Source organism: Halobacterium yunchengense (genome assembly GCF_037031165.1).
GTDB classification, from domain to species: Archaea; Halobacteriota; Halobacteria; order Halobacteriales; family Halobacteriaceae; genus Halobacterium; species Halobacterium yunchengense.
This window is the reverse complement of sequence record NZ_JAYEZL010000007.1, coordinates 39,766-58,106: the sequence shown is the minus strand read 5'-3', so window position 1 is coordinate 58,106 and position 18,341 is coordinate 39,766. Positions and strand designations below refer to the sequence as shown.

25 protein-coding genes are annotated in these 18,341 nt (G+C 71.4%); 12 read left to right on the top strand and 13 right to left on the bottom strand.

Annotation, left to right across the window (positions count from 1 at the left end; all coding sequences use genetic code 11):
* The first annotated feature begins 151 nt into the window (after positions 1 to 151).
* Together U5911_RS16450 and U5911_RS16445 are read left to right on the top strand one after the other, a co-directional pair.
* Positions 152 to 1,165 carry a lysylphosphatidylglycerol synthase transmembrane domain-containing protein gene (locus U5911_RS16450; protein ID WP_336038175.1) on the top strand — a complete coding sequence of 338 codons (1,014 nt, stop codon included), beginning with the start codon at positions 152 to 154 and terminating at the stop codon, positions 1,163 to 1,165.
* 52 nt (positions 1,166 to 1,217) lie between these two features.
* Positions 1,218 to 2,219 (top strand): glycosyltransferase, encoded by a 1,002-nt coding sequence (locus U5911_RS16445; protein ID WP_336038173.1) that lies wholly within the window; start codon positions 1,218 to 1,220, stop codon positions 2,217 to 2,219.
* 107 nt (positions 2,220 to 2,326) lie between these two features.
* Here U5911_RS16445 and U5911_RS16440 read toward each other — a convergent pair whose 3' ends face one another.
* Positions 2,327 to 3,181 (bottom strand): hypothetical protein, encoded by an 855-nt coding sequence (locus tag U5911_RS16440; protein WP_336038171.1) that lies wholly within the window; start codon positions 3,179 to 3,181, stop codon positions 2,327 to 2,329.
* Positions 3,182 to 3,304: 123 nt separating this feature from the next.
* Here U5911_RS16440 and U5911_RS16435 point away from each other — a divergent pair, with 123 nt between their 5' ends.
* The 6 genes from U5911_RS16435 to U5911_RS16410 all read left to right on the top strand — a co-directional run bounded on the left by U5911_RS16435 (position 3,305) and on the right by U5911_RS16410 (position 7,226).
* Positions 3,305 to 3,724 carry an RNA-binding protein gene (locus tag U5911_RS16435; RefSeq protein WP_336038170.1) on the top strand — a complete coding sequence of 140 codons (420 nt, stop codon included), beginning with the start codon at positions 3,305 to 3,307 and terminating at the stop codon, positions 3,722 to 3,724.
* An 84-nt stretch (positions 3,725 to 3,808) separates the two neighbouring features.
* Positions 3,809 to 4,513: an RNase P subunit p30 family protein gene (locus U5911_RS16430; RefSeq protein WP_336038169.1), complete on the top strand. Its 705-nt coding sequence runs from the start codon at positions 3,809 to 3,811 to the stop codon at positions 4,511 to 4,513.
* Positions 4,497 to 5,105, top strand: coding sequence for a class I SAM-dependent methyltransferase (locus tag U5911_RS16425; RefSeq protein ID WP_336038167.1), 609 nt, complete (start codon positions 4,497 to 4,499; stop codon positions 5,103 to 5,105). Before U5911_RS16430 ends, U5911_RS16425 begins: the two co-directional genes overlap by 17 nt.
* Positions 5,106 to 5,129: 24 nt before the next feature.
* Entirely contained in the window at positions 5,130 to 5,609 is a 480-nt protein-coding gene (locus U5911_RS16420; RefSeq protein ID WP_336038165.1) for an Rpp14/Pop5 family protein, read from the top strand.
* Positions 5,610 to 5,612: 3 nt separating this feature from the next.
* Positions 5,613 to 6,392 (top strand): archaeal proteasome endopeptidase complex subunit alpha, encoded by a 780-nt coding sequence (gene psmA, locus U5911_RS16415; RefSeq protein ID WP_336038164.1) that lies wholly within the window; start codon positions 5,613 to 5,615, stop codon positions 6,390 to 6,392.
* A 108-nt stretch (positions 6,393 to 6,500) separates the two neighbouring features.
* Positions 6,501 to 7,226: a ribosome assembly factor SBDS gene (locus U5911_RS16410; RefSeq protein ID WP_336038162.1), complete on the top strand. Its 726-nt coding sequence runs from the start codon at positions 6,501 to 6,503 to the stop codon at positions 7,224 to 7,226.
* 157 nt (positions 7,227 to 7,383) lie between these two features.
* On the opposite strand, the gene U5911_RS16405 is transcribed toward U5911_RS16410, so the two are convergent.
* Positions 7,384 to 7,701: an FUN14 domain-containing protein gene (locus U5911_RS16405; RefSeq protein WP_336038161.1), complete on the bottom strand. Its 318-nt coding sequence runs from the start codon at positions 7,699 to 7,701 to the stop codon at positions 7,384 to 7,386.
* An 81-nt stretch (positions 7,702 to 7,782) separates the two neighbouring features.
* On the opposite strand from U5911_RS16405, the gene hflX reads away from it, so the two are divergent.
* Complete coding sequence (gene hflX, locus U5911_RS16400) at positions 7,783 to 9,087, top strand: GTPase HflX (RefSeq protein WP_336038160.1); 1,305 nt, start codon at positions 7,783 to 7,785, stop codon at positions 9,085 to 9,087.
* 123 nt (positions 9,088 to 9,210) lie between these two features.
* Here hflX and U5911_RS16395 read toward each other — a convergent pair whose 3' ends face one another.
* From U5911_RS16395 to U5911_RS16375, 5 genes are all read right to left on the bottom strand, one after another.
* The gene (locus tag U5911_RS16395) at positions 9,211 to 10,011 is read right to left on the bottom strand and encodes a DUF4397 domain-containing protein (RefSeq protein WP_336038158.1); all 801 of its coding nucleotides are present in this window, start codon (positions 10,009 to 10,011) and stop codon (positions 9,211 to 9,213) included.
* A 330-nt stretch (positions 10,012 to 10,341) separates the two neighbouring features.
* Positions 10,342 to 10,896 (bottom strand): cyclic pyranopterin monophosphate synthase MoaC, encoded by a 555-nt coding sequence (gene moaC, locus U5911_RS16390; RefSeq protein ID WP_336038156.1) that lies wholly within the window; start codon positions 10,894 to 10,896, stop codon positions 10,342 to 10,344.
* Complete coding sequence (locus tag U5911_RS16385) at positions 10,889 to 12,325, bottom strand: NAD(P)H-hydrate dehydratase (RefSeq protein ID WP_336038155.1); 1,437 nt, start codon at positions 12,323 to 12,325, stop codon at positions 10,889 to 10,891. Before U5911_RS16385 ends, moaC begins: the two co-directional genes overlap by 8 nt.
* 64 nt (positions 12,326 to 12,389) lie before the next feature.
* A complete protein-coding gene (locus tag U5911_RS16380; protein WP_336038153.1) occupies positions 12,390 to 12,674 on the bottom strand; it encodes an acylphosphatase in 285 nt (94 codons plus the stop codon).
* A 113-nt stretch (positions 12,675 to 12,787) separates the two neighbouring features.
* Positions 12,788 to 13,681 (bottom strand): DNA-3-methyladenine glycosylase family protein, encoded by an 894-nt coding sequence (locus U5911_RS16375; protein WP_336038151.1) that lies wholly within the window; start codon positions 13,679 to 13,681, stop codon positions 12,788 to 12,790.
* 88 nt (positions 13,682 to 13,769) lie between these two features.
* Here U5911_RS16375 and U5911_RS16370 point away from each other — a divergent pair, with 88 nt between their 5' ends.
* A complete protein-coding gene (locus U5911_RS16370) occupies positions 13,770 to 14,300 on the top strand; it encodes a DUF555 domain-containing protein (protein WP_336038150.1) in 531 nt (176 codons plus the stop codon).
* A 168-nt stretch (positions 14,301 to 14,468) separates the two neighbouring features.
* Here U5911_RS16370 and U5911_RS16365 read toward each other — a convergent pair whose 3' ends face one another.
* On the bottom strand, positions 14,469 to 14,708 hold the full coding sequence (locus tag U5911_RS16365) for a UPF0058 family protein (protein ID WP_336038149.1): 240 nt from the start codon (positions 14,706 to 14,708) through the stop codon (positions 14,469 to 14,471).
* A gap of 143 nt (positions 14,709 to 14,851) precedes the next feature.
* On the opposite strand from U5911_RS16365, the gene U5911_RS16360 reads away from it, so the two are divergent.
* The gene (locus tag U5911_RS16360; RefSeq protein ID WP_336038147.1) at positions 14,852 to 15,250 is read left to right on the top strand and encodes a translation initiation factor IF-2 subunit beta; all 399 of its coding nucleotides are present in this window, start codon (positions 14,852 to 14,854) and stop codon (positions 15,248 to 15,250) included.
* Positions 15,251 to 15,313: 63 nt separating this feature from the next.
* Here U5911_RS16360 and U5911_RS16355 read toward each other — a convergent pair whose 3' ends face one another.
* From U5911_RS16355 to U5911_RS16340, 4 genes are all read right to left on the bottom strand, one after another.
* Positions 15,314 to 15,496 (bottom strand): DUF7836 family putative zinc-binding protein, encoded by a 183-nt coding sequence (locus U5911_RS16355; RefSeq protein ID WP_336038145.1) that lies wholly within the window; start codon positions 15,494 to 15,496, stop codon positions 15,314 to 15,316.
* A gap of 110 nt (positions 15,497 to 15,606) precedes the next feature.
* Entirely contained in the window at positions 15,607 to 15,909 is a 303-nt protein-coding gene (locus tag U5911_RS16350) for a DUF8036 family membrane protein (protein WP_336038144.1), read from the bottom strand.
* Between the two features lie 73 nt (positions 15,910 to 15,982).
* Positions 15,983 to 16,267: an ArsR/SmtB family transcription factor gene (locus U5911_RS16345; protein WP_336038142.1), complete on the bottom strand. Its 285-nt coding sequence runs from the start codon at positions 16,265 to 16,267 to the stop codon at positions 15,983 to 15,985.
* A 128-nt stretch (positions 16,268 to 16,395) separates the two neighbouring features.
* Positions 16,396 to 16,680, bottom strand: coding sequence for a DUF357 domain-containing protein (locus U5911_RS16340; RefSeq protein ID WP_336038140.1), 285 nt, complete (start codon positions 16,678 to 16,680; stop codon positions 16,396 to 16,398).
* Between the two features lie 89 nt (positions 16,681 to 16,769).
* Between U5911_RS16340 and U5911_RS16335 the strand changes: the two genes are divergently transcribed.
* Positions 16,770 to 17,324: an ArsR/SmtB family transcription factor gene (locus tag U5911_RS16335; RefSeq protein WP_336038139.1), complete on the top strand. Its 555-nt coding sequence runs from the start codon at positions 16,770 to 16,772 to the stop codon at positions 17,322 to 17,324.
* Here U5911_RS16335 and U5911_RS16330 read toward each other — a convergent pair.
* On the bottom strand, positions 17,232 to 18,263 hold the full coding sequence (locus U5911_RS16330) for a hypothetical protein (RefSeq protein WP_336038137.1): 1,032 nt from the start codon (positions 18,261 to 18,263) through the stop codon (positions 17,232 to 17,234). The two genes, U5911_RS16335 and U5911_RS16330, sit on opposite strands and share 93 nt — an antisense overlap.
* Between the last annotated feature and the right edge of the window lie 78 nt (positions 18,264 to 18,341).

The window sequence follows — 18,341 nt, the reverse complement described above, 5'->3', positions numbered from 1 at the left end:
AAAAACCTCCCATTCGGGGCAGAGCGCCACCGGCTCCCACGCACCGGTTTCCCCGCCGAGCCAGCGGAGCGCCGACTCGGACCGATTTCCCCGCCGAGCCGGGAGCGCCGACTTCGATGGATTGATTCGGTCCGGGGTGTCACTCGCAGGCGTGCAGCGAGAGGACTACGTCGCGACGCTCGCCGGTCTCGCGGCCGCGGCGGCCGTGTTCGCCGTCATGTTCTGGCTGGTGGACGCCGAGGAGGTGTTCGCCGCGGCGCGCAACGCCGACCCCGTGCTGCTCGTCGGCGTCGTCGCGACCATCCTCCTGTGGAACGTCTCCTGGGGGTTCGCGCTCTGGAACGTCCTCTCGGCGCTCGAGGTCGACGTCCCCCTCCACAACGTCCTGCTCGTGCAGGCGGCGGGCGCGTTCGCGAACCACGTCACGCCGTTCGGACAGGCGGGCGGCGAACCCGTCACGGCGTGGCTGCTCACGAGGACCGCGGACACCGACTACGAGGTGAGCCTCGCGTCCATCGCCAGCCTCGACGCCATCAACGTCGTCCCGTCGCTGGCGTTCGCGTCCGGCGGCGCGCTGTACTTCGTCGCGACGACGGCCACAGACGGGAAGCTCGGCTGGATTCCGGTGTTCGTGCTGGTCGCCGCCGTGGGGCTGCCGCTGCTGGCGTTCGTCGTCTGGCGGAACCGCGGCCGCATCGGCCGGCGGCTGTCCGTGCTCGGGCCGCCCCTCCACCGCGTCGCGAGCGCGATTCCCGTCGTCTCCGTGCCGGACATCGAGACCGTCAGGGAGCGCTTCGTCGGCTTCGCGAACGCCGTCCAGCGGGTCGCGGTCTCCCGCGAGCGGCTGGCCGCCGCGATCGGCTGTTCCGCGCTCGGGTGGGCGTGGCAGGCCGTCGGCCTCTGGGTGACGTTCCTCGCGCTCCAGAGCGCGATTCCCGTCTACGTGCCCTTCTTCGTGTTGCCGCTCGGGAAGGTCGGGTCGCTGTTCCCGACGCCGGGCGGCCTCGGCGGCACCGAGGCCATCAACGTCACGCTGCTGGCGCTGCTGACGCCCGTCAGCGCGTCGACCATCGCCGCCGCGGTCACCATCCACAGCGTCGGCGGCTACCTCCTGACGACGACCGTCGGCGCTGGCGCGACGAGCGTGCTCGGCGTCCGCGAGTGACCGACGGCCGCGTTCGGGTCCATTTATGTCCGTTCGGTCCGCAGACCCGGTAGTGACTACCGAACCGAGCGGCCGGCCGCCGAAGGTGGCTGTCGCGCACTACTGCGAGGGCGCCGGCCACGCCACGCGGATGCTGGCGGTGGTCGAGGAGCTCGAGGCCGCCGGCTACGACACGGTCATCGCGGGCGGCGGCCCCGGCGTGAAGTTCGTGGAGGCGAACGGCTACACGGAGTACGAGCCGCCGGACGTCGACTTCGTCGGCGACTACCAGGACGGCAACCTGCTCGCGGTGCTGCGGAACAGCGCGCCCGCCGTCTACGAGCGCGTCGACCGCTACCGGGCGTGGTTCGACCGCGAGGTGCCCGCCCTCCTGGTCACGGACGACATCTCCGCTGCCGTCGCGGCGACGCTGCACGGCCAGCGGTTCGTCTACGTCTCCCACGACCCCTCGGGGTTCTACGACACCGCCGTCGAGCGCGCCGGCGCGTGGGTGCGCAACCGCCTCGCGCGCCGCGGCGCCGAGCAGTTCCTGCTGCCGAAGGTGTGGGACGGCGCGCCGACGATCCCGGGCGCCGTCGAGATCCCGCCGATGGCGCAGCTCGCGACCGGCGAGCCCGCGGACGTCGACGTGCTCGTGGTGCCGTCGGCGTTCAGCGTCGACCCCGACGAGCTCGCCGACCGCCTCGAGGCGCGGGGGCGGTCGGTGACGCTCGTGGGCGGCGACGACTGGGAGACCCAGGAGTCCCTCCAGCCGTTCGTCGCGGGCGCGGACCTCGTCGTCTGCAGCGGCTACTCGACGGTGATGGAGTGCGCGGTGGCGGGCACGGCCTGCGTCGTGGTGCCCGCGACGAGCGAGCAGCGCGGCGTCGTCGACGCGCTCGCGGACACCCCCGGGTTCTACGCGGCCGACTCCATCGCCGACGTCGAGGCGCTTCTCGACGACGCGGCGCCGCCAGAGCCGCGCGCGAACGGCGCCGCGCGGGTCGCCGAGGTCGCGGCGACCTACCTCCCGGAGCCCGACGGCGGCGCGCGAGCGGACGCCACGGGGGACTGAGGACTCGAGGTCGCTGCGCTGTCGGTCTCGACGCTCGGCGTCGCTGCGCGCTCACACTGCGAACTCGACGTCACTCCGCGGTCGCGCTCGCGCAGAACGCGGCGCCGTCACTGGTCGAGTTCCAGCCACGGGACCTCCATCAGCACGGGGATGTGGGTCTCGATGTGGTGTTCCCAGACGCCCTGCTCGCCGAACGCCTCGCCGTGGTCGGCGGTGACGACGACGTCGCCGTCCAGGGAGTCGACGAGGTCCGCGACGCCCTCCAGGGCGATGCGTAAGTTCTCCTCGTGGTACTGCATCGCCGTCTCCCGGGTGCCGTCCGTGAACACGCCGCCGAGCCCGGTCTCCAGCCAGAGCCCGAGTTTCATCGCGAGGTTGCTGTCGTCGAGGACGCTCTCGACGCGCGGCCGCACCGCGTCCCCGACAGACGACAGCAGGCCGCCGCCGTCGCCGTCCCGCTCGCCCTGCCGCCTGATGCCCTTCTGTATCTGCCTGAGCTTCTGGCCGCCGCCCCGCGAGAGGAAGGGCGCGTGGGGCTGCATGTAGTGGATGACCGTGCGCTCGGCGCGCTCGACGACGTCCTGGTTGTCGTGGAACGACGCCGCGAGGCTCTCCGGCGGGATGGTGCCGAGGTCGTCGTCCCAGCCGTGCTTCCAGACGTCGACGACCTCGCTGATGTGGTCGTCGGCGCTCCACTCGTAGTCGCAGGACGCCCCCCACTTGAGCTCGTTCAGGGGGATGCCGAGGCTGTTGATGAAGGGGTTCCCGGAGAAGTACGCGATGTCGTGGCTGCCCGTGAACGTCCGGTACGCCCACTCGGGCGTCGACGACCCGTTGCTCCAGCGCTTCTCCAGGTCGCCGTCGAGGTACTCGTCGTAGACGTCGCTGAACACGTCGTACCGGCAGGCGTCGAGGACGACGCAGTAGTCCCACTCGGACTCCAGGAAACGCTGGTCTCGCATTCGGTTCTCCCCTCGGGGTTCTTCGCGTCTCCAAGTAGTTCTGTCGGTCCGTTGCACTCACTGACGGCGCCCGCCTGCCCCCAGTGGCGACCCTTTTAGGCGTCCGTCGACTACGTGCACGCGATGAGTAGCGTCCCGTTCCACTACGTCGACCTCCGGGCGTTCTGCTACGCCACGGAGGACGAACAGCGCGTCCGCGAGGCCCTCCAGCACTTCCTCCCGGAGGACGTCGAACTGGAGCGCGCCGAGACCGAGGGCCACCTCGGCGACCGCATCGTCGTGCTGTCCGCGCGCGTCGAGCGCGCCGACGAGATCCGTCACGTCCTCGACAGGCTCCGGGCTGGCGCGGACGTCGACCGCGTCCGCGAGGAGCTCGACCAGCGCGTCGACGACAACTGCTCGCTATTCGTCCACCTCGACAAGCAGGCGGCGTTCCGCGGCGTCGCCGAACTCGGCGACGGCATCGCGCTCCGCGCGAAGGTCGAAGCCTACCCCGCGAACAAGGACGCCGCCGTCGAGAACGCCCGCGAGGCGCTGTCGTAGCCCGGCGGCCCACACCGGCCGTCGCCCCGTGCGACCGCGCGGCGAACGCACGCGTTTTTACCGCTGGCGGGCGAACCCGGAGTCGTGTACGAGGCGGTCCACGCCCACCCCGACGGCGACAGCACGGTCGCGCGGTTCGCCGCGACCGCGGCGAGCGTCGGCTACGACGGCGTCGTCGTGCGCAGCGACGCCGACGCGCGGCCGAAGTACGACCGCGAGGCGGTCGTCGACGAGTACGGCGTGGACGTCGTCGACGGGGTGGAGCTGGCCGCCGACGACCGGTCGCACGCGAGCGGCGCGGTCGGCCACCTCCGGCAGTCGGCGACGGTCCTGGTCGTCCGCGGCGGCACGCCGGGCCTGAACCGGTTCGTCGCGGAGTCGCCGCGCGTCGACGTGCTCGCCGGCCCGATGCGCGGCGACGGCGACGTGAACCACGTCGTCGTGAAGGCCGCCGAGCGGAACGCGGTCCACCTCGAGTTCGACCTCTCGCGCGTGCTGCGGGCCAGCGGCGGCGAGCGCGTGCAGGCGCTCAGGGGCCTCCGGAAGCTCCGCGAGCTCGTCGAGCACTACGACGCCCCCTACGTGGTGAGCGTCGACCCGGCGAGCCACCTCCACCTCCGGGCACCCCGCGAACTGCTCGCCGTCGGCGAGGAGGTCGGGTTCACCCGGGGCCAGATCCGGGCCGGTCTCGAGGCGTGGGGCGGCATCGCCGAGCGCAACCGCCACCGGCAGTCCGGGGAGTTCATTGCGCCGGGCGTGCAACGAGGCAGACATGAAGAAGACGCTTGAGGAGCACGCCGCGCGGTTCGACGACGTGGCCGCGGAGTACGACGAGGACAAGAGCGCGGAGTACAACGAGTGCGTCGCGCTCGTCCTCGAGCACGCCGCGCCGGCGAGCGACGACGTGGTGCTGGACCTCGGCTGCGGGACCGGCGCTATCGCGCTCGGGCTCGCCGAGGACGCCGGCCGCGTGGTCGGCCGGGACATCAGCGAGGGCATGATGGACCAGGCCCGCGAGAAGGCCGTAGAGCGCGGCCTCGAGAACGTCGAGTTCGGCGAGGGACGGTTCCGCGAGCCGAACGCCCCCGACGACGCGAGCGTCGACGTGGTGACGTCGAACTTCGCGATGCACCACCTCTCCGACGACGAGAAGCGCGAGGCGATCTCGGTCGTCGCCGACCTCGCCCCCCGGAAGGTCGTGCTCGGGGACGTGATGTTCTTCGGGGAGCCCGACCCAGCGGAGCCGTTCTACAGCCCCGAGGTCGACGACCCGGCGACGGTCGGCGTGCTCGCGGACGCGTTCACGGACGAGGGCTACGCGCTCACCGCCGTCGAGCTGGTCCACGAGCAGGTCGGCGTGCTCGTCGCCGAACGGCAGTAAGCCGCCACGCGGGGACTCCCAGCCATGAAACACCTCCCGAAACACCTCCGCCCGCGGTGGCGGTACCTCGCCGTGGAACTGGAGGCGTGGCCGGACGCCGACGTCGCCGAGGGCGACTTCCAGCGCAGCCTCTGGTTCGCCGCCCAGAACCTCTTCGGGGACGCCGGCAGCGCGGACGCCGACCTCCGCGTGGTCGCCTTCTCGTTCGCGGAGGGGACGGGCGAGGCGCTGGTCCGCGTCCGACACGGCGAGGTCGAGCGCGGGCGCGCGGCGCTGGCGTGCGTCGACGCCGTCCGCGGCGACCCCGTCAGAGTGGCCGTGCGCGGCGTCTCCGGGACGATGCGCGCCGCCGAAGAAAAGTATTTAGGACGGCCGAGCGAACCCGCAGAGGAAGCGACCGTCGCGTTCGCGGGCGAGTCCCGGCGCGCCGTCCGCCGGGGCGACCTCCTCGACGTCGACTGCGAGGGCTCGTTCGCGGGCGCGACGAACCTCGATCTCCAGTAAACCATGCAAGGGCAGACCCAACAGCAGGCCTACGACCGCGGCATCACGATCTTCTCACCGGACGGCCGACTCTACCAGGTCGAGTACGCGCGGGAAGCCGTCAAGCGCGGCACGCCGTCCATCGGCGTCCGCACTGACAGCGGCGTCGTCCTCCTCGTCGACAAGCGCATCAGCTCGCCGCTGATGGAGGAGGCGTCCGTCGAGAAGATCCACAAGGCCGACGACCACATCGGCATCGCGAGCGCGGGCCACGTCGCCGACGCCCGCCAGCTCATCGACTTCGCGCGCCGCGACGCCCAGGTCAACCGCCTGCGGTACGACGAGCCGATCGGCGTCGAGACGCTGACGAAGGACATCACCGACCACATCCAGCAGTACACGCAGGTCGGCGGCGCGCGCCCGTTCGGCGTCGCCCTGCTCATCGGCGGCGTCACCGACGGCGAGCCCCGCCTCTTCGAGACCGACCCGTCGGGGACGCCGTACGAGTGGAAGGCCATCGCCATCGGCGAGAACCGCTCGTCGGTCCAGGAGTACCTCGAGGCGAACTACGACGAGTCCCTGACCCTCGACGAGGGCGTCGAACTCGCGTTGCGCGCGCTCGGCGAGATCCGCGACGGTCTCGCGCCGGAGGGCGTCGGCGTCGCCACCATCGACGCCGAGACGGGCGCGTTCATCGAACTGACCGACGACGAGATCCGCGAGTACCTCGCCGAACACGGCCTGCTCGCGGACGAGGACGGCGACGAGACGGGCGACGGACCGGCCGACGAGAGCGAGGAGTGACGTCCCCGGTAGCGCGAGCGTGACGCGCCCGGTAGCGCGAACGTGACGCCGCCGCGTTTCGCGGCGTCGGGAAAAGGGCTTTTAGCCGCCCCCGCCGAACCCCCTGGTATGATTTCACTGGACGAGGCGGTGACGGCTCGCCTGGAGACACACGGCGAGCGGTTCGAGGTGCTCGTGGACCCGGACGCCGCGCTCGCGATGAAACGCGGCGAGTTCGAGGGAGAGCTCGAGGACGTCATCGCCGCCCGCGACGTCTTCGAGAACGCCTCGCGCGGCGACCGGCCGGCCGAGGAGGCCCTCGAGGAGGTGTTCGGGACGACGGACCCCCTCGAGATCATTCCGGAGGTCATCGACCGCGGCGAGATCCAGATCACGGCCGAGCAGCGCGAGGAGATGCAGGAGCGCAAGAAGCGCAAGCTCATCAACATCATCTCGCGGAACGCCATCAACCCCCAGATGGACGACGCGCCCCACCCGCCGGAGCGCATCGAGAACGCCCTCGAGGAGGCCGGGTTCACGGTCGACCCGATGGAGCCCGCGGAGAACCAGGTCGACGAGGCCCTGGACGCGCTGCGGCCCGTGATCCCGATCCGCTTCGAGGAGGTCACCGTCGCCGTGCAGCTGCCGCCCGAGCACGCGGGCAGCGGTCAGGCGAAGCTCCGGGAGTTCGGTGACCTCGACCGCGAGGAGTGGCAGGCCGACGGCTCCTGGGTGGGCGTCATGACGTTCCCCGCCGGGATGCAAAACGACTTCTACGACCTCGTGAACGAGGTCTCGTCGGGCGAGGGCGAGACCCAGATCATCAAGGACAAGGACGAACTGGAGACGCGGTAGGCGGCGCGGACTGGCCGACACCGGACTGGACGAATCCAGCCTGGTCGACGGCGGACGGGTCGGCACCAGCCTGGTCGGCGGACGGGTCGGCGTTACTGGTTCGGTAAGTCGGCGTTACTCCTTCGGAGCGTCACTGGACCCCGTTCGGGGGCCTGCGTCACCCCTTCCGGAAGCCGAGCAGGAAGCCGCCGGTGAAGCCGGCGCTCACGGAGAGCGTCGAGAGGATGGTGTTCACCCACGACGGCGGCGTGCTGGCGTTCGCGGCGGAGGTCAAATCGAGCATGCCGGCGGTGAGGCGGTCCCAGTCGACGGTGAGGATGCCGCGGGACTCGAGGAACTTGAACAGCGCGAGCTCGAGGCCGACGATGACCGCGATGAGCTTCGCGACCTTCTTCGCCGCGAACCCGATGACGGCGCCGATGCCCGCGCCGCCGCCGAACTCGAGCCCGAGCGAGGTGAGATTGACGTCTGGCATGGTCGCTTCTCGGTCACCAACTGGTAAGTCTCTTTTGCCGCGCCAGGGGCTTAAGTAGCGGCGGACCGTACGCTGGGGCAAGTGACCGGAACACAAGCGACGGCCGTGGTCGCCAAGCGCGTCGACGACGGCGACCCGGAGACCGCCGAGATCCGGGACCTCGTGCGCGCCGCGGGCTACGAGGTCGCCGGCGAGGTGACGCAGACGCGGACCGCGGACCCGGCGCTCCAGCTCGGCGAGGGGAAGGTCGAGGAGCTGGCGGTGCTGGTCGAGGAGACGGGCGCCGAGCGCGTCGTCTTCGACAACAGCCTCGGCCCCTACCAGACGTACAACCTCGGACAGCGGCTCCCGGGGGACACGGAGGTCGTCGACCGCTTCCGCCTCATCCTCGACATCTTCGGGCAGCGCGCGCAGACGCGGAAGGCCCAGCTCCAGGTGGAGCTGGCCGAGCTGCGGTACGAGCTGCCGCGCGCGGAGGCGAAGACGAGCCTCGCGAAACGCGACGAGCGCCCCGGGTTCATGGGCCTCGGCGAGTACGACGAGAGCCGCGAGCAGGACATCAAGGCCCAGATCAGCCGCATCCGCGAGGACCTCGAGAACATCGAGAAGACCGAGCGCCAGCGCCGCGAGACCAGGCGGGAGTCGGGGTTCGAGCTCGTGGCGCTGGCGGGGTACACGAACGCGGGGAAGTCGACGCTGCTGCGGCGGCTCGCCGACGACCTCGACGTCGACGAGAACGAGGACCTCCACCCCGACCTCGACAGCACGGCGGAGTCACGGGACCGGCTGTTCACGACGCTCGGGACGACGACGCGCCGGATGGAGCTGGACCGCCGGGACGTCCTCGTGACCGACACGGTGGGGTTCATCAGCGACCTGCCGCACTGGCTCGTGGAGTCGTTCAAGTCCACGCTGGAGTCGGTCTACCAGGCCGATCTGGTGTTGCTCGTCGTGGACGCCAGCGAGTCCGTCGACGACATCCGGGAGAAGCTCGTGACGAGCCACGACACGCTCTACGAGCGCAACGAGGCGCCGATCGTCACCGTGTTCAACAAGGTGGACGAGGTCGGCGACGACGAGCTCGCGGAGAAGGTGGAGGCGCTGTCGGCGCTCGCGCCGAACCCGGTCGCGGTGAGCGGCAAGGAGGGGAGCAACGTCGCCGCGCTCCGGGACCGCATCGACGAGGAGCTCCCCGACCGCGAGCGCGAGACGCTCGTCCTGCCGATGACCGAGGACACGATGAGCGTGGTGTCGTGGGTGCACGACCACGCCCACGTCAGGGACGTCGACTACGGCGACGACCAGGTCGTCGTCGACTTCGAGGCGCGGCCGCCGGTCGTCGAGCAGTCGCGCGCGAAGGCCAGCGACCTCGTCGCGGAAGCCTGACGGCGCTCGTTCTGCCGGGGCGAAGACAGTGAGCCCGTCAGCCCCGGGTCAGAACAGGGCCCTCAGCCCCGGGTCAGAACAGGGCCCTCAGCCCCGGAGCAGGGCAGACCCCTCAGCCCCGGGTCAGGGCAGTTCGATGGTGCGCGTGGCGTCCTCGGTCGTCAGGACCCGGAAGGGCGTGTCCGCGGGGGCCTCGTCGGGCGACAGGTAGCCCACGGCCCACGCGGTCACCGCCTCCTCGGAGTCCAGCGAGACGTCGACGGTGGTGACGACCGTCCCGTTTGCGTCCGGGGTGTCGGCGCGGATCTCGATCTCGTAGTCGCCCTCGGGGACGGTCACGTACTCGGAGGCGTTGCCGAAGCTGACGTTCTCCGCGAGGACGACGTCGCCGTCGTCCGCGGTGATGTCGACGGTCGGCGCGTCCGGCGAGAGGTGGGCGACGCGGACGGCGGCCTCGTCCTCGTCGGGCGTCAGGGCGTCGCTGGCGTACACGCGCGGCGTGAACGCGGTCGAGGCGTTCTCGCTCACTTCGCCGGATGCGGCGATGGTCGACGCGGTCCCGCGCTCGGCGGTGACGTTGCCCTCGAAGACGACGGCCTCGCGGTCGTCGGCGACGGTGATGGTGACGTTGTACGTGCCCGCGGCGACCTCGAGGTAGTCGCTGACGTCGCCGAACTCGACGTCGTCGAGGACGCTCTCGTTGTCGACGTAGACGTCGACAGCGGGCGCGTCGGGCGAGGCGTGCGCGACGGAGAGGTACGCGGCGTTCTGCGGGTCCACGTCGTCGTGGTCGGACGCGTCGTCGTGGTCGGACGAGTCGGCGAGCGCGCCCGGTGCGGCCGCGGCGCCCAGGGAGGCGCCGGCGAGCAGGACGGTCGCGGCGAGCAGTACGGCTGTCAGCGTTCGCGGTGACTTGGGAGCCATCACTGTCGTCGAGACGCCCCGGACGGCTTTCGTTATTTGTCGCCAACAACACGTATCAGTACGCTTAGTTCTTCGACCGGCGTCGGTAAGGTCGGCACCGGCGACGGCCCGCGACAGTAAGCACGACGAATCGGAGAGCGTGCTCGGACCCTCGCCGGACCGCCTCGAGGCGGCGACTGCGGTGAAACTGTGGGGCAGTAAGCCGCCACGAGTCGGACCCCAGGAGAGTAAGCCGCCAGGAGTCGACCGAAAGGCGACCGTACCGCCTCGCGGAGGCGGCCCGGGCGGCCGCCGGCAGGCGCGCCGCCGGGGCGCCGCGCCGGCGACCGCTCACTCCAGAACGCGTTTCTCCTTCGCGACGACCTCGACGCCCTCGATCCGCGTCCCCGGATACTGTCCGTCGTCGTCCTTCTCGGCGGCCTTCACCATGTCCCAGACGACGTTCAGCCCCGTGGTCACGCCCTCGAGGGCCTCCATCTCGCAGCCGGTCTTCCCGGTCGTCTCGACGGCCACCGCCAGCACCACGCGGTCCTCGCGCACGTCGAAGTCAGTCTCGACGTTCGTGATCGGGATCTGGTGGCACATCGGGATCGTCTCCCACGTGTGCTTGACCGCCTGCACGGCGCCCACTCTGGCGGTCGCGAGCACGTCGCCCTTCCCGATCTCGTCGTCCCTGATGGCGTCGGCGGTCGACTCGGAGAGGTGGATCTCCCCCCTGGCGACGGCGCGGCGCGCGGCGTCGGGCTTGCCGCCGACGTCGACCATCTGCACGTCGCCCTCGTCGGTCGTGTGCGTCAGGTCGTCGGCCGGCTCGCTGGTCGCGGCCCCGCCGCTTCCTCGCTCCGAGGCCTCCCGCTCGTCGGCCTCGCGGTCGTCGCTACTCATCCCGACCACCCCACAGCGCGGCGGGGAGCGCGTCCAGGAGGTCCGTCGCGAGCAGGCCGTACCCCCGTTCGTCGACCACCTCGTCGCCCGCCGCGCCGTTCGCGTACGCGGCGACGCTCGCCGCCTGCAGGGGTTCGAGCACCGACAGCATCGCGGCCGTCGCGCCGGCGAGCACGTCACCGGTGCCCCCGACGGTCATTCCCGGGTTGCCCGTCCGGTTCACGCGGGTCGCCTCGCCGTCGGAGATCACGTCGTAGGCGCCCTTCACGAGGAGCGCGTGCCCGAGATCGGCGGCGAACGCCTCGACGGCGTCCGCGCGCTCGCGCCAGTCTTCAGCTTCGGGACCGCCCATCTCGCGGAGTTCGCCCTGGTGGGGCGTGCAGACGAGGGTCGCGTCCGTCTCCACGTCCGGCACGACCTGGAGGGCGTCCGCGTCCACCACCGCCGTCCCCTCGTAGCCGGCGAGGAACTGCCGGACCGCGGCGAGCGTGCCGTCGGCGTCGCCCAGCCCCGGTCCGAGAACCACGACGTCCATCTCGCCGGCGCGGTAGAGGAGGTCCTCGACGTGCTCGGGCAGCAGGCGCGTCCCGACGTACGAGTCCACGATGAGGTTCTCGCTGTACCCCCGGATCGGCTCCACGACGCTGTCCGGGACCGCGAGGTACGCGAGGTCCGCGCCCGCGCGCAGCGCCGCCTGCGCGCTCAGCGCCGGCGCGCCCGTGTACGGCCCGCCGCCGACCACGAGCACGCGCCCGAAGTCCCCCTTGTGGGCGCGTGGGTCGCGTGCCAGCGACTGGAGGTCGCCGGGCCCGACGAACAGTTCGGCCGCCTCGGGGATGCCGATGTCCGCGACTGTCACGTCCTCGCGGTCGGCGAGCGCCGGCTTCACGTCGTGGAACGTCACCACGCGGTCGGCGTCCACGGCGACGCCCGGCGTCTCGCCCGAGTCCGCGTCCACCCCCGAGGGGACGTCCACCGCGACCACGGTGCCGTCGGTCCGGTTGATCGCGCGGATCGCCGAGGCCTCCGGCTCCCTGGGCGCGCCCGCGACGCCGGTGCCGAGGACGGCGTCGACGACGACGTCCGGGTCGCCGAGGTCGAGCGCGGCGGCGTCCTTCACGACCTCCGTGGGGAGTTCGGCCGACTGGAGCGCCTCCCAGTTCTCGCGGCTGACGTCGCTCCCGATGGACTCCGGCCGGCCGAGCAGGTGGACCGCGACGTCGTAGTCGTCCAGGAAGCGCGCCGCGACGAACGCGTCGCCGCCGTTGTTCCCGCGGCCGGCGACGACGGCGACGCTCGCGCCCGGGTCGGCGGCGTCGCGAACCGCGTCGGCGACGGCGTTCCCGCTGGACTCCATGAGCTGTTTCTGCGGCACCCCCAGCGCGGCCGCGTTCCTGTCGACGGCCGCCATCCGCTCGCTCGTGATCATGGCTCGTCGTTCGCGGGCGGCCGCCGTAAAAACTCCGCGTGCGGGGGGCGGGTCGCAGTCGTTCCTACCGCCGGACGCGGAACCCCTCCTCGCCCTCGGGGTCCCCGTACTCGACCTCGACGCCGTCGACGCGCGCTGCGGGACTCCCCTCGTGGCACCACTCCACCATCGCCTCGACGGCCTCGCGGTCGCCCTCGAACACCGCCTCGACCCGGCCGTCCCGGAGGTTCCGCACCCAGCCGTCGACGCCGCGGTCGGTCGCCGCCTCGCGCGTGTTCGCCCGGTAGTAGACGCCCTGGACCTTCCCGGAGACGAGCACGCGAGCGCGCGTGCGTTCGCTGTCGCCCATGGCCGGGAGTGTGCCCGCTACCGACTAAATATTACGGCGCGGGCCGGCGTGCGGTCGTCACGGGACACGGATTGGCGGGCGGTCGTCACGGGACACGGATTGGCGTGCGGCCGTCACGCGGCGTCGCCGCCCGAGCGGAGGTAGTGGAAGAGGTACGTCTGCGTGTAGCCGGCGTACGGGCCGAGGCGCTCGCGGATGGCCCGCGAGGTGGCCGCGTAGTTCCCCTCGTCGCAGTCCGGGTAGTGGTCGGCGATGGCCGAACGGATCCACGTGTCGAGCGGGACGGCCTCGAGGTAGCCCAGCGAGAACAGCAGCACGCAGTCCGCGACCTTCTCGCCGACGCCGACGAACCCCGTGAGTTCCTCCCGGGCGAGTTCGTACGCGCGGCCGCGGACGTCGCGCTCCGTGAGGTCGCCGCCGGCGACCATCTCCGCGGTCCGCTGGACGTACGGCGCGCGGTAGCCGAGTTTCAGCTCCCGGAGCTCCCGTTCGGTCGCCGCGGCGAGCGCCTCCGGTTCGGGGAACGCGTGGACGGTCTCCCCGCCGAACTCGACGCGCTCGCCGTACTCGCGGCGCAGCGCCTCCTGCATCGCGAAGATGCGCTCGACGCGCATCTGCGCCGAGCAGATGAACGACACCAGGCAGCCGAAGAACGGGTCGCGGACGATGCGGAGGCCGTCGTAGGCGTCCCAGGCGGCCTGCGCGAGGTCGTCGTCGGTGGTCGCTCGCCTGATCGCCCGGAGGTCGTCGTCGAGCCCCAGGAGTTCGCGGACGAGCGGGGCGGCGTCGGTCGTCGACCGCCACTCCACGGCGTCCGCGGTCTGCCGGACGTCCACGACGTCGCCGCCGACGACCGTGCGGTACCAGGCGTCGCCGCCGGACGCGCCGTCGGTCTCGTAGGTGGCGCCGTCGGGCCGCCACCAGCGGTAGGTCTGTCCGCTCTCAAGCGTCGCCTGGACGTCGACCGCGCCCGGGACGTCCGTCGTCGGAATCGCGCCTCGCTCCATCCGGACGCGGGTACGTCGGCCGCCGGGAAGTGGGGTTCGGTTCCGGGCCAACCTTCTTCTACGTTGCCTGCGAACACGTCACGTAGCTATGGACTGTAGGGTGGTGGTCGAAGCCGCGGTCCCGGTCTACGACGTGCAGTCCGCCGACGAGGCCGTCCGCATCGCCATCTCGAAGACCGGCGAGATGCTGAATCCGGACCTGAACTACGTCGAGATCAACATGGGCGAGCGGTCCTGCCCGCACTGCGGCGAGGCCATCGACCCGGCGTTCGTCGCCGCCGACGAGAGCCTCGTCGCGCTCGAACTCGAGATGACGGTGTTCAACGTCGAGCGGGAGGAACACGCCTCCCGCATCGCCCGGAAGGAGATCGGTCAGCGCCTCGAGAACATCCCACTCGAGGTGCTGGTCGTCGAGGAGATCGTCGAAACCGACGAGGAACAAGAGGAAGAAGAGGAGGAGGAAGAAGGGGAGGCGGCGGACGATCCCCTAGAATCTCCCGGGGACTCGCCCGGGGACTCGCCAGGCGACTCGCCCGGGGACTCGCCAGGCGACTCGCCCGGTGACCTGGACGACGGCGCCGACCTCGACTCCGACCCGGCGTTCCGACCGGACGAGTAGCCGCCACCCGACCCCGGGCCACCACTGCAATTCCGTCTCCGGCTCGCGGAGCGCCAGCGTCCCCCGAGTCCAGAGATCTGCAGGGACCGCCGGTCCGAGCAGCCGTCCGGGCGCCGAGGCCGTCGCTGGGCGGTGCTGTGTGCAGTAGTCGGCGCGTCGGTCGCTACGTTAGTCGGCAGAAGCGGGAACGGCGTCCTGTTCCTCGGCTTCGCTCATCGCCGAGGTGATGCCGCCCGCGAGCGCAAAAACAGCCGCCTTGTGGTCGGTCTTCGACTTGTGGATAGATGTGGGTCGTACGCCGAGAGAGTCGTACTCGTCGAGTGGGATCTCGTCGTTCTCGCACTCCTCGTAGTAGCTTCCGACCTCTGCCAGGAGGCCGTGCAGGTGGATGAGCTCCTGTTTCTTCATGACACCAGCCTCTAACGGGCACGGGGTTATAGTATTATCCTGAGAGGCGTTACCACGCCTCTACGTCCCACAGGCGGCCGTTTCGGGCCTCGGCCGACCCCGCTTTTGAAAGGCTTTTGTGCGGGCCGCCACTTCTGTCCAGCATGGACTACGAAGAGCAACTCGACCGCGCGATGGAGCAGAAGCCCGACGTCGCGGGCAGCGAGAGCCGGTTCGAGGTCCCCGAGCCGAACGTGCGCGAGGAGGGCAACGTCACCGTCTACGAGAACTTCCAGGAGACCCTCGACCGCCTCGGCCGCGACGAGGACCACGTCCTGAAGTTCCTCCAGAACGAGCTCGGGACGAGCGCCCAGATCGACGAGAGCGGGCGCGCCCGCCTCACCGGCGAGTTCCGCGAGTCCCGCGTGAAGGCCGTCCTCGACGAGTACGTGGACACGTACGTGACGTGCCCGGAGTGCGGGCTCCCGGACACGAACCTCGAGACGGACGGCGACACCGAAGTCCTGCACTGCGAGGCCTGCGGCGCGCGGTCGGCGGTCTGACTCGCGGCTCGACGACGACTCACCGGAGTCGTACCGGTTCGCGGTCGGCCGACTGGATACCGTCTACTTGAGTCGCTTCAGGTTCTCGAGGTCGCGGTCCGTGCGCATGAACTCGGCGGTGCGTCGCGTCGCGTGACAGTTCGGACAGTTGAAGTTCTCGTCGTGCGTGGGGAGCTCGCTGGGCGTGCTCTCCCAGTGCTTCTGGCATTCAGGACAGACCAACTGCACGTACGCCTCGTGCGCCATGTCACGGATTCGGACGGCTGTGGGGAAAAAGGTTGAGGCCCGCCCGCCGAATTGCTGGGGCGACGTCCGCGCAGACGCTCCCAGGACTCGCTGGACCGGCGACCGCGCGGTCAGTCCCAGGTGACCCACAGTAAGAAGAGGATGGCGGCGGTCTCCAGCAGCCGCAACACCATGAACGCCGTCGCGGAGATCGAGGGGAGGCCGGTGAACCACGCCGTCAGCACGTCGTGGACGGCGAAGTAGTAGAGGCCGAGCGCGTTCTCGCCGAGCAGCAGGACGCCGAACAGCAGCAGGCCGAGCGTGTGCTTCGACCGGATCTGCCGGTAGTTGCGGACCCACACGCTACAGAGCGCGAGCAGCAACACGACGTTGAGCGCCATGGCCGCCCGCGTGACGTCCGCCCAGACGGTCATCTACACCACCGTTGGCAGGACCGACAGTTATACGCTTTCCCAAATTCGGCCGATTTTCGCCGGGTTCCGTGCATCAGTCGACCGCCTCCGTGTCGTCGATGATCTCCTCGACGGTGTCCCAGTGGTCGCGCGCCTCCTCCGTCGGCAGGTAGACCGCGCCGTAGTCGTCGCCGCTGGACTCGACGATGTCGTTGTCCACGAGCACGTCGAGGTGGTGACGAACCGTCTTGTAGTCCAGGTCGAGGTCGGCCGCGAGCTGGTTCGCGTTCCGCGGTCTGTCGGCCAGCGCCCGCAGCAGGCGGACGCGATTCGGGCCGCCGCGCGTCCCAGTCAACACGTACCAGAGCGCGGCCTCCATCGGGTCTGCCGACGCGGCGCACTCACGTAAAGGTACCCGACGGCGAACGACGCGCCGGTACTGGGGCTCCGGCACTCGGTTCCGCCGTCGTCACGCAGCGGACACGTGACCGGGCCGGCGGCGGGGCCTCACACGGTGAAGAGGTGACCCGAGTCCGGGACGTCGAACAGCCCGATGCGGGCGCCGGCGTCCAGCCACGCGTGCCCGTAGGAGAACGCCGCGAGCGCGTTCACCGCGTCGTCGCGCTCGCGGAAGTGCCGCCCGTCCTCGAGGTACGACTGGGCCATCTCCTCGCACTCCGCGGCCGCCTCGCCGAGCGGCGTGTCCGGCGGCGGCAGGCGTTCGGCCTCGCCGAGCGCTTCGGCGAGCAGCCCCTCGTAGCGGTCCACCTTCTCGTGTAAGTCCGCGGCCATACGCCACACTCGGCGACCGTCGGCGTAAGCGCTTGGGCTCGCCGGCGAGCGGCGACCGAACTAAGTCCCGCCCCGCCGACGTCCCGGCCATGCTCCCGTCGAAGGAGGTCCGGGAGCCCGACGCCGGACCGAGGGTCGTCGACCTGGGCGCCGAGGACGGCGCGGCCGTGAACGCGCTGTCGTCGGAGACGGCGCGCGCCATCCTCGACAGGCTCCGCGAGTCGCCGGCGACGGCGTCGACGCTCGCCGACGTGACCGACACCAGCCCGCAGAACGTCCACTACCACCTCGACAACCTCGAGGCCGCGGACGTCGTGACCGCGGTGGACACGGTGTACTCGGAGAAGGGCACCGAGATGACGGTCTACGCGCCCGCCGGCGACCCGCTGGTCATCGTCTCCGGCGACGCCGACGGCGACGAACTCCAGCGCGTACTGGAGCGAGCGCTCGGCGCCGCCGCCGCGTTCGCGGTCGCGGGCGTGGTCGCCCAGCGCGTGCTCGCGCCCGAACCGGGGTTCGTCGGCGGGGAGAACCTCGGCGGGTACGGCGTCTCAGCGCCGCCGGTCGGCGCGGCCGTCTTCGGCGTCGGCCTGCTCGCCGCCGCCGCGTACGTCGTCGTCCGCGCCCGAGCGCTGCGGGCCTGACCCGGTCGCGCTGCCAGCGGCGAACCCGACGCCGAGCGTCACGACCGCGGCGGGCACGTAGACGACGAGGTCGACGAATGCGAGTCCGAACGGCGTCCGTCCGGGGAGGAACGGGAGGGCCGCCAGCGCCAGGAGCGCCGCGCCCCCCGCCCTGTTGTACCAGCGCGCGTACCGGTCGCCGGCGAGCGCCGCGAGGACGCCCGCAGCGCCGAGTGCCGCGTGGACCCCGTCGAGGGGCGCCGACTCGCCCGTGAACGGCGTCCCATCCGGCGCGCCCAGCGGCAGGAGGCCGGCGGCGCCCAGGACGGCGACCGCGACGCCGACGAGCGCGGCGACGACGCGCTGCGGGCTCCCGACGGCGGACCCGGCGCTCGGCCCGGAGACCGTCCCCCGGGCTGCCGTCGGCCCGGTCCGGGAGAGGCGGACCGCGAGGCCGACCCACGCGAGACCGTAGAACCCGGGGCTGGCGCGGACCACGCCACGACCGAGTCCGAGCCCGGCCGACCCGAGGAAGACGTTCACCAGGAGGCTGGCCGGCAGCGCGAGGACGAACGCGACCGCTCCCGGCCGCCCGAGGACGTCCGCGCGGCGGAGGGCGACGGCGAGGAACGTCGAGCCGACCCAGAGCGCGAGGAACCCGCCGGCCGCCACGGGGCCGACGGCGAACACCGCGACGAGCCCGGCGAGCGCCTGCCGGAGCAGCGCGCCGACCGCGAGCAGCGCGAGCCCGACTCCAGCGAGCGCCGCGCCCGCCCGCCCGAACTGCCCCCAGCCGTCCCCGTACCGACGCCTGCACTCGAGGACGCCGAACGCCAGGAGGACGGGTGCGAGCGGCGCGAGCGACCAGACCCACGGGACGGTTCCGTCGAGCGCCGGGACGGCCGCCCACAGCGTCCCGCCGACCGCCGCGGCCGCGAGGTTCCGCGCTGACGCGTCCATGGGCAGCGGTTGGGCGACCCGACACGTGTAGCTTCGGGAGCGACAAACGCCCGTTTGAACCACCGGAGAGTCGCCCGG

What these genes read in the sequence shown, in the direction of transcription:
- U5911_RS16435 (WP_336038170.1), top strand. Translation starts at nt 3,305, where the DNA reads ATGAGTAGCGTCCCGTTCCACTACGTCGACCTCCGGGCGTTCTGCTAC.
- psmA (WP_336038164.1), top strand. Translation starts at nt 5,613, where the DNA reads ATGCAAGGGCAGACCCAACAGCAGGCCTACGACCGCGGCATCACGATC.
- U5911_RS16375 (WP_336038151.1), bottom strand. Translation starts at nt 13,681, where the DNA reads ATGGAGCGAGGCGCGATTCCGACGACGGACGTCCCGGGCGCGGTCGAC.
- U5911_RS16365 (WP_336038149.1), bottom strand. Translation starts at nt 14,708, where the DNA reads ATGAAGAAACAGGAGCTCATCCACCTGCACGGCCTCCTGGCAGAGGTC.
- U5911_RS16380 (WP_336038153.1), bottom strand. Translation starts at nt 12,674, where the DNA reads ATGGGCGACAGCGAACGCACGCGCGCTCGCGTGCTCGTCTCCGGGAAG.
- moaC (WP_336038156.1), bottom strand. Translation starts at nt 10,896, where the DNA reads ATGAGTAGCGACGACCGCGAGGCCGACGAGCGGGAGGCCTCGGAGCGA.
- U5911_RS16340 (WP_336038140.1), bottom strand. Translation starts at nt 16,680, where the DNA reads ATGGCCGCGGACTTACACGAGAAGGTGGACCGCTACGAGGGGCTGCTC.
- U5911_RS16425 (WP_336038167.1), top strand. Translation starts at nt 4,497, where the DNA reads ATGAAGAAGACGCTTGAGGAGCACGCCGCGCGGTTCGACGACGTGGCC.
- U5911_RS16420 (WP_336038165.1), top strand. Translation starts at nt 5,130, where the DNA reads ATGAAACACCTCCCGAAACACCTCCGCCCGCGGTGGCGGTACCTCGCC.
- U5911_RS16335 (WP_336038139.1), top strand. Translation starts at nt 16,770, where the DNA reads ATGCTCCCGTCGAAGGAGGTCCGGGAGCCCGACGCCGGACCGAGGGTC.
- U5911_RS16395 (WP_336038158.1), bottom strand. Translation starts at nt 10,011, where the DNA reads ATGGCTCCCAAGTCACCGCGAACGCTGACAGCCGTACTGCTCGCCGCG.
- U5911_RS16370 (WP_336038150.1), top strand. Translation starts at nt 13,770, where the DNA reads ATGGACTGTAGGGTGGTGGTCGAAGCCGCGGTCCCGGTCTACGACGTG.
- U5911_RS16410 (WP_336038162.1), top strand. Translation starts at nt 6,501, where the DNA reads ATGATTTCACTGGACGAGGCGGTGACGGCTCGCCTGGAGACACACGGC.
- U5911_RS16350 (WP_336038144.1), bottom strand. Translation starts at nt 15,909, where the DNA reads ATGACCGTCTGGGCGGACGTCACGCGGGCGGCCATGGCGCTCAACGTC.
- U5911_RS16405 (WP_336038161.1), bottom strand. Translation starts at nt 7,701, where the DNA reads ATGCCAGACGTCAATCTCACCTCGCTCGGGCTCGAGTTCGGCGGCGGC.
- U5911_RS16355 (WP_336038145.1), bottom strand. Translation starts at nt 15,496, where the DNA reads ATGGCGCACGAGGCGTACGTGCAGTTGGTCTGTCCTGAATGCCAGAAG.
- U5911_RS16440 (WP_336038171.1), bottom strand. Translation starts at nt 3,181, where the DNA reads ATGCGAGACCAGCGTTTCCTGGAGTCCGAGTGGGACTACTGCGTCGTC.
- U5911_RS16345 (WP_336038142.1), bottom strand. Translation starts at nt 16,267, where the DNA reads ATGGAGGCCGCGCTCTGGTACGTGTTGACTGGGACGCGCGGCGGCCCG.
- U5911_RS16360 (WP_336038147.1), top strand. Translation starts at nt 14,852, where the DNA reads ATGGACTACGAAGAGCAACTCGACCGCGCGATGGAGCAGAAGCCCGAC.
- U5911_RS16385 (WP_336038155.1), bottom strand. Translation starts at nt 12,325, where the DNA reads ATGATCACGAGCGAGCGGATGGCGGCCGTCGACAGGAACGCGGCCGCG.
- U5911_RS16330 (WP_336038137.1), bottom strand. Translation starts at nt 18,263, where the DNA reads ATGGACGCGTCAGCGCGGAACCTCGCGGCCGCGGCGGTCGGCGGGACG.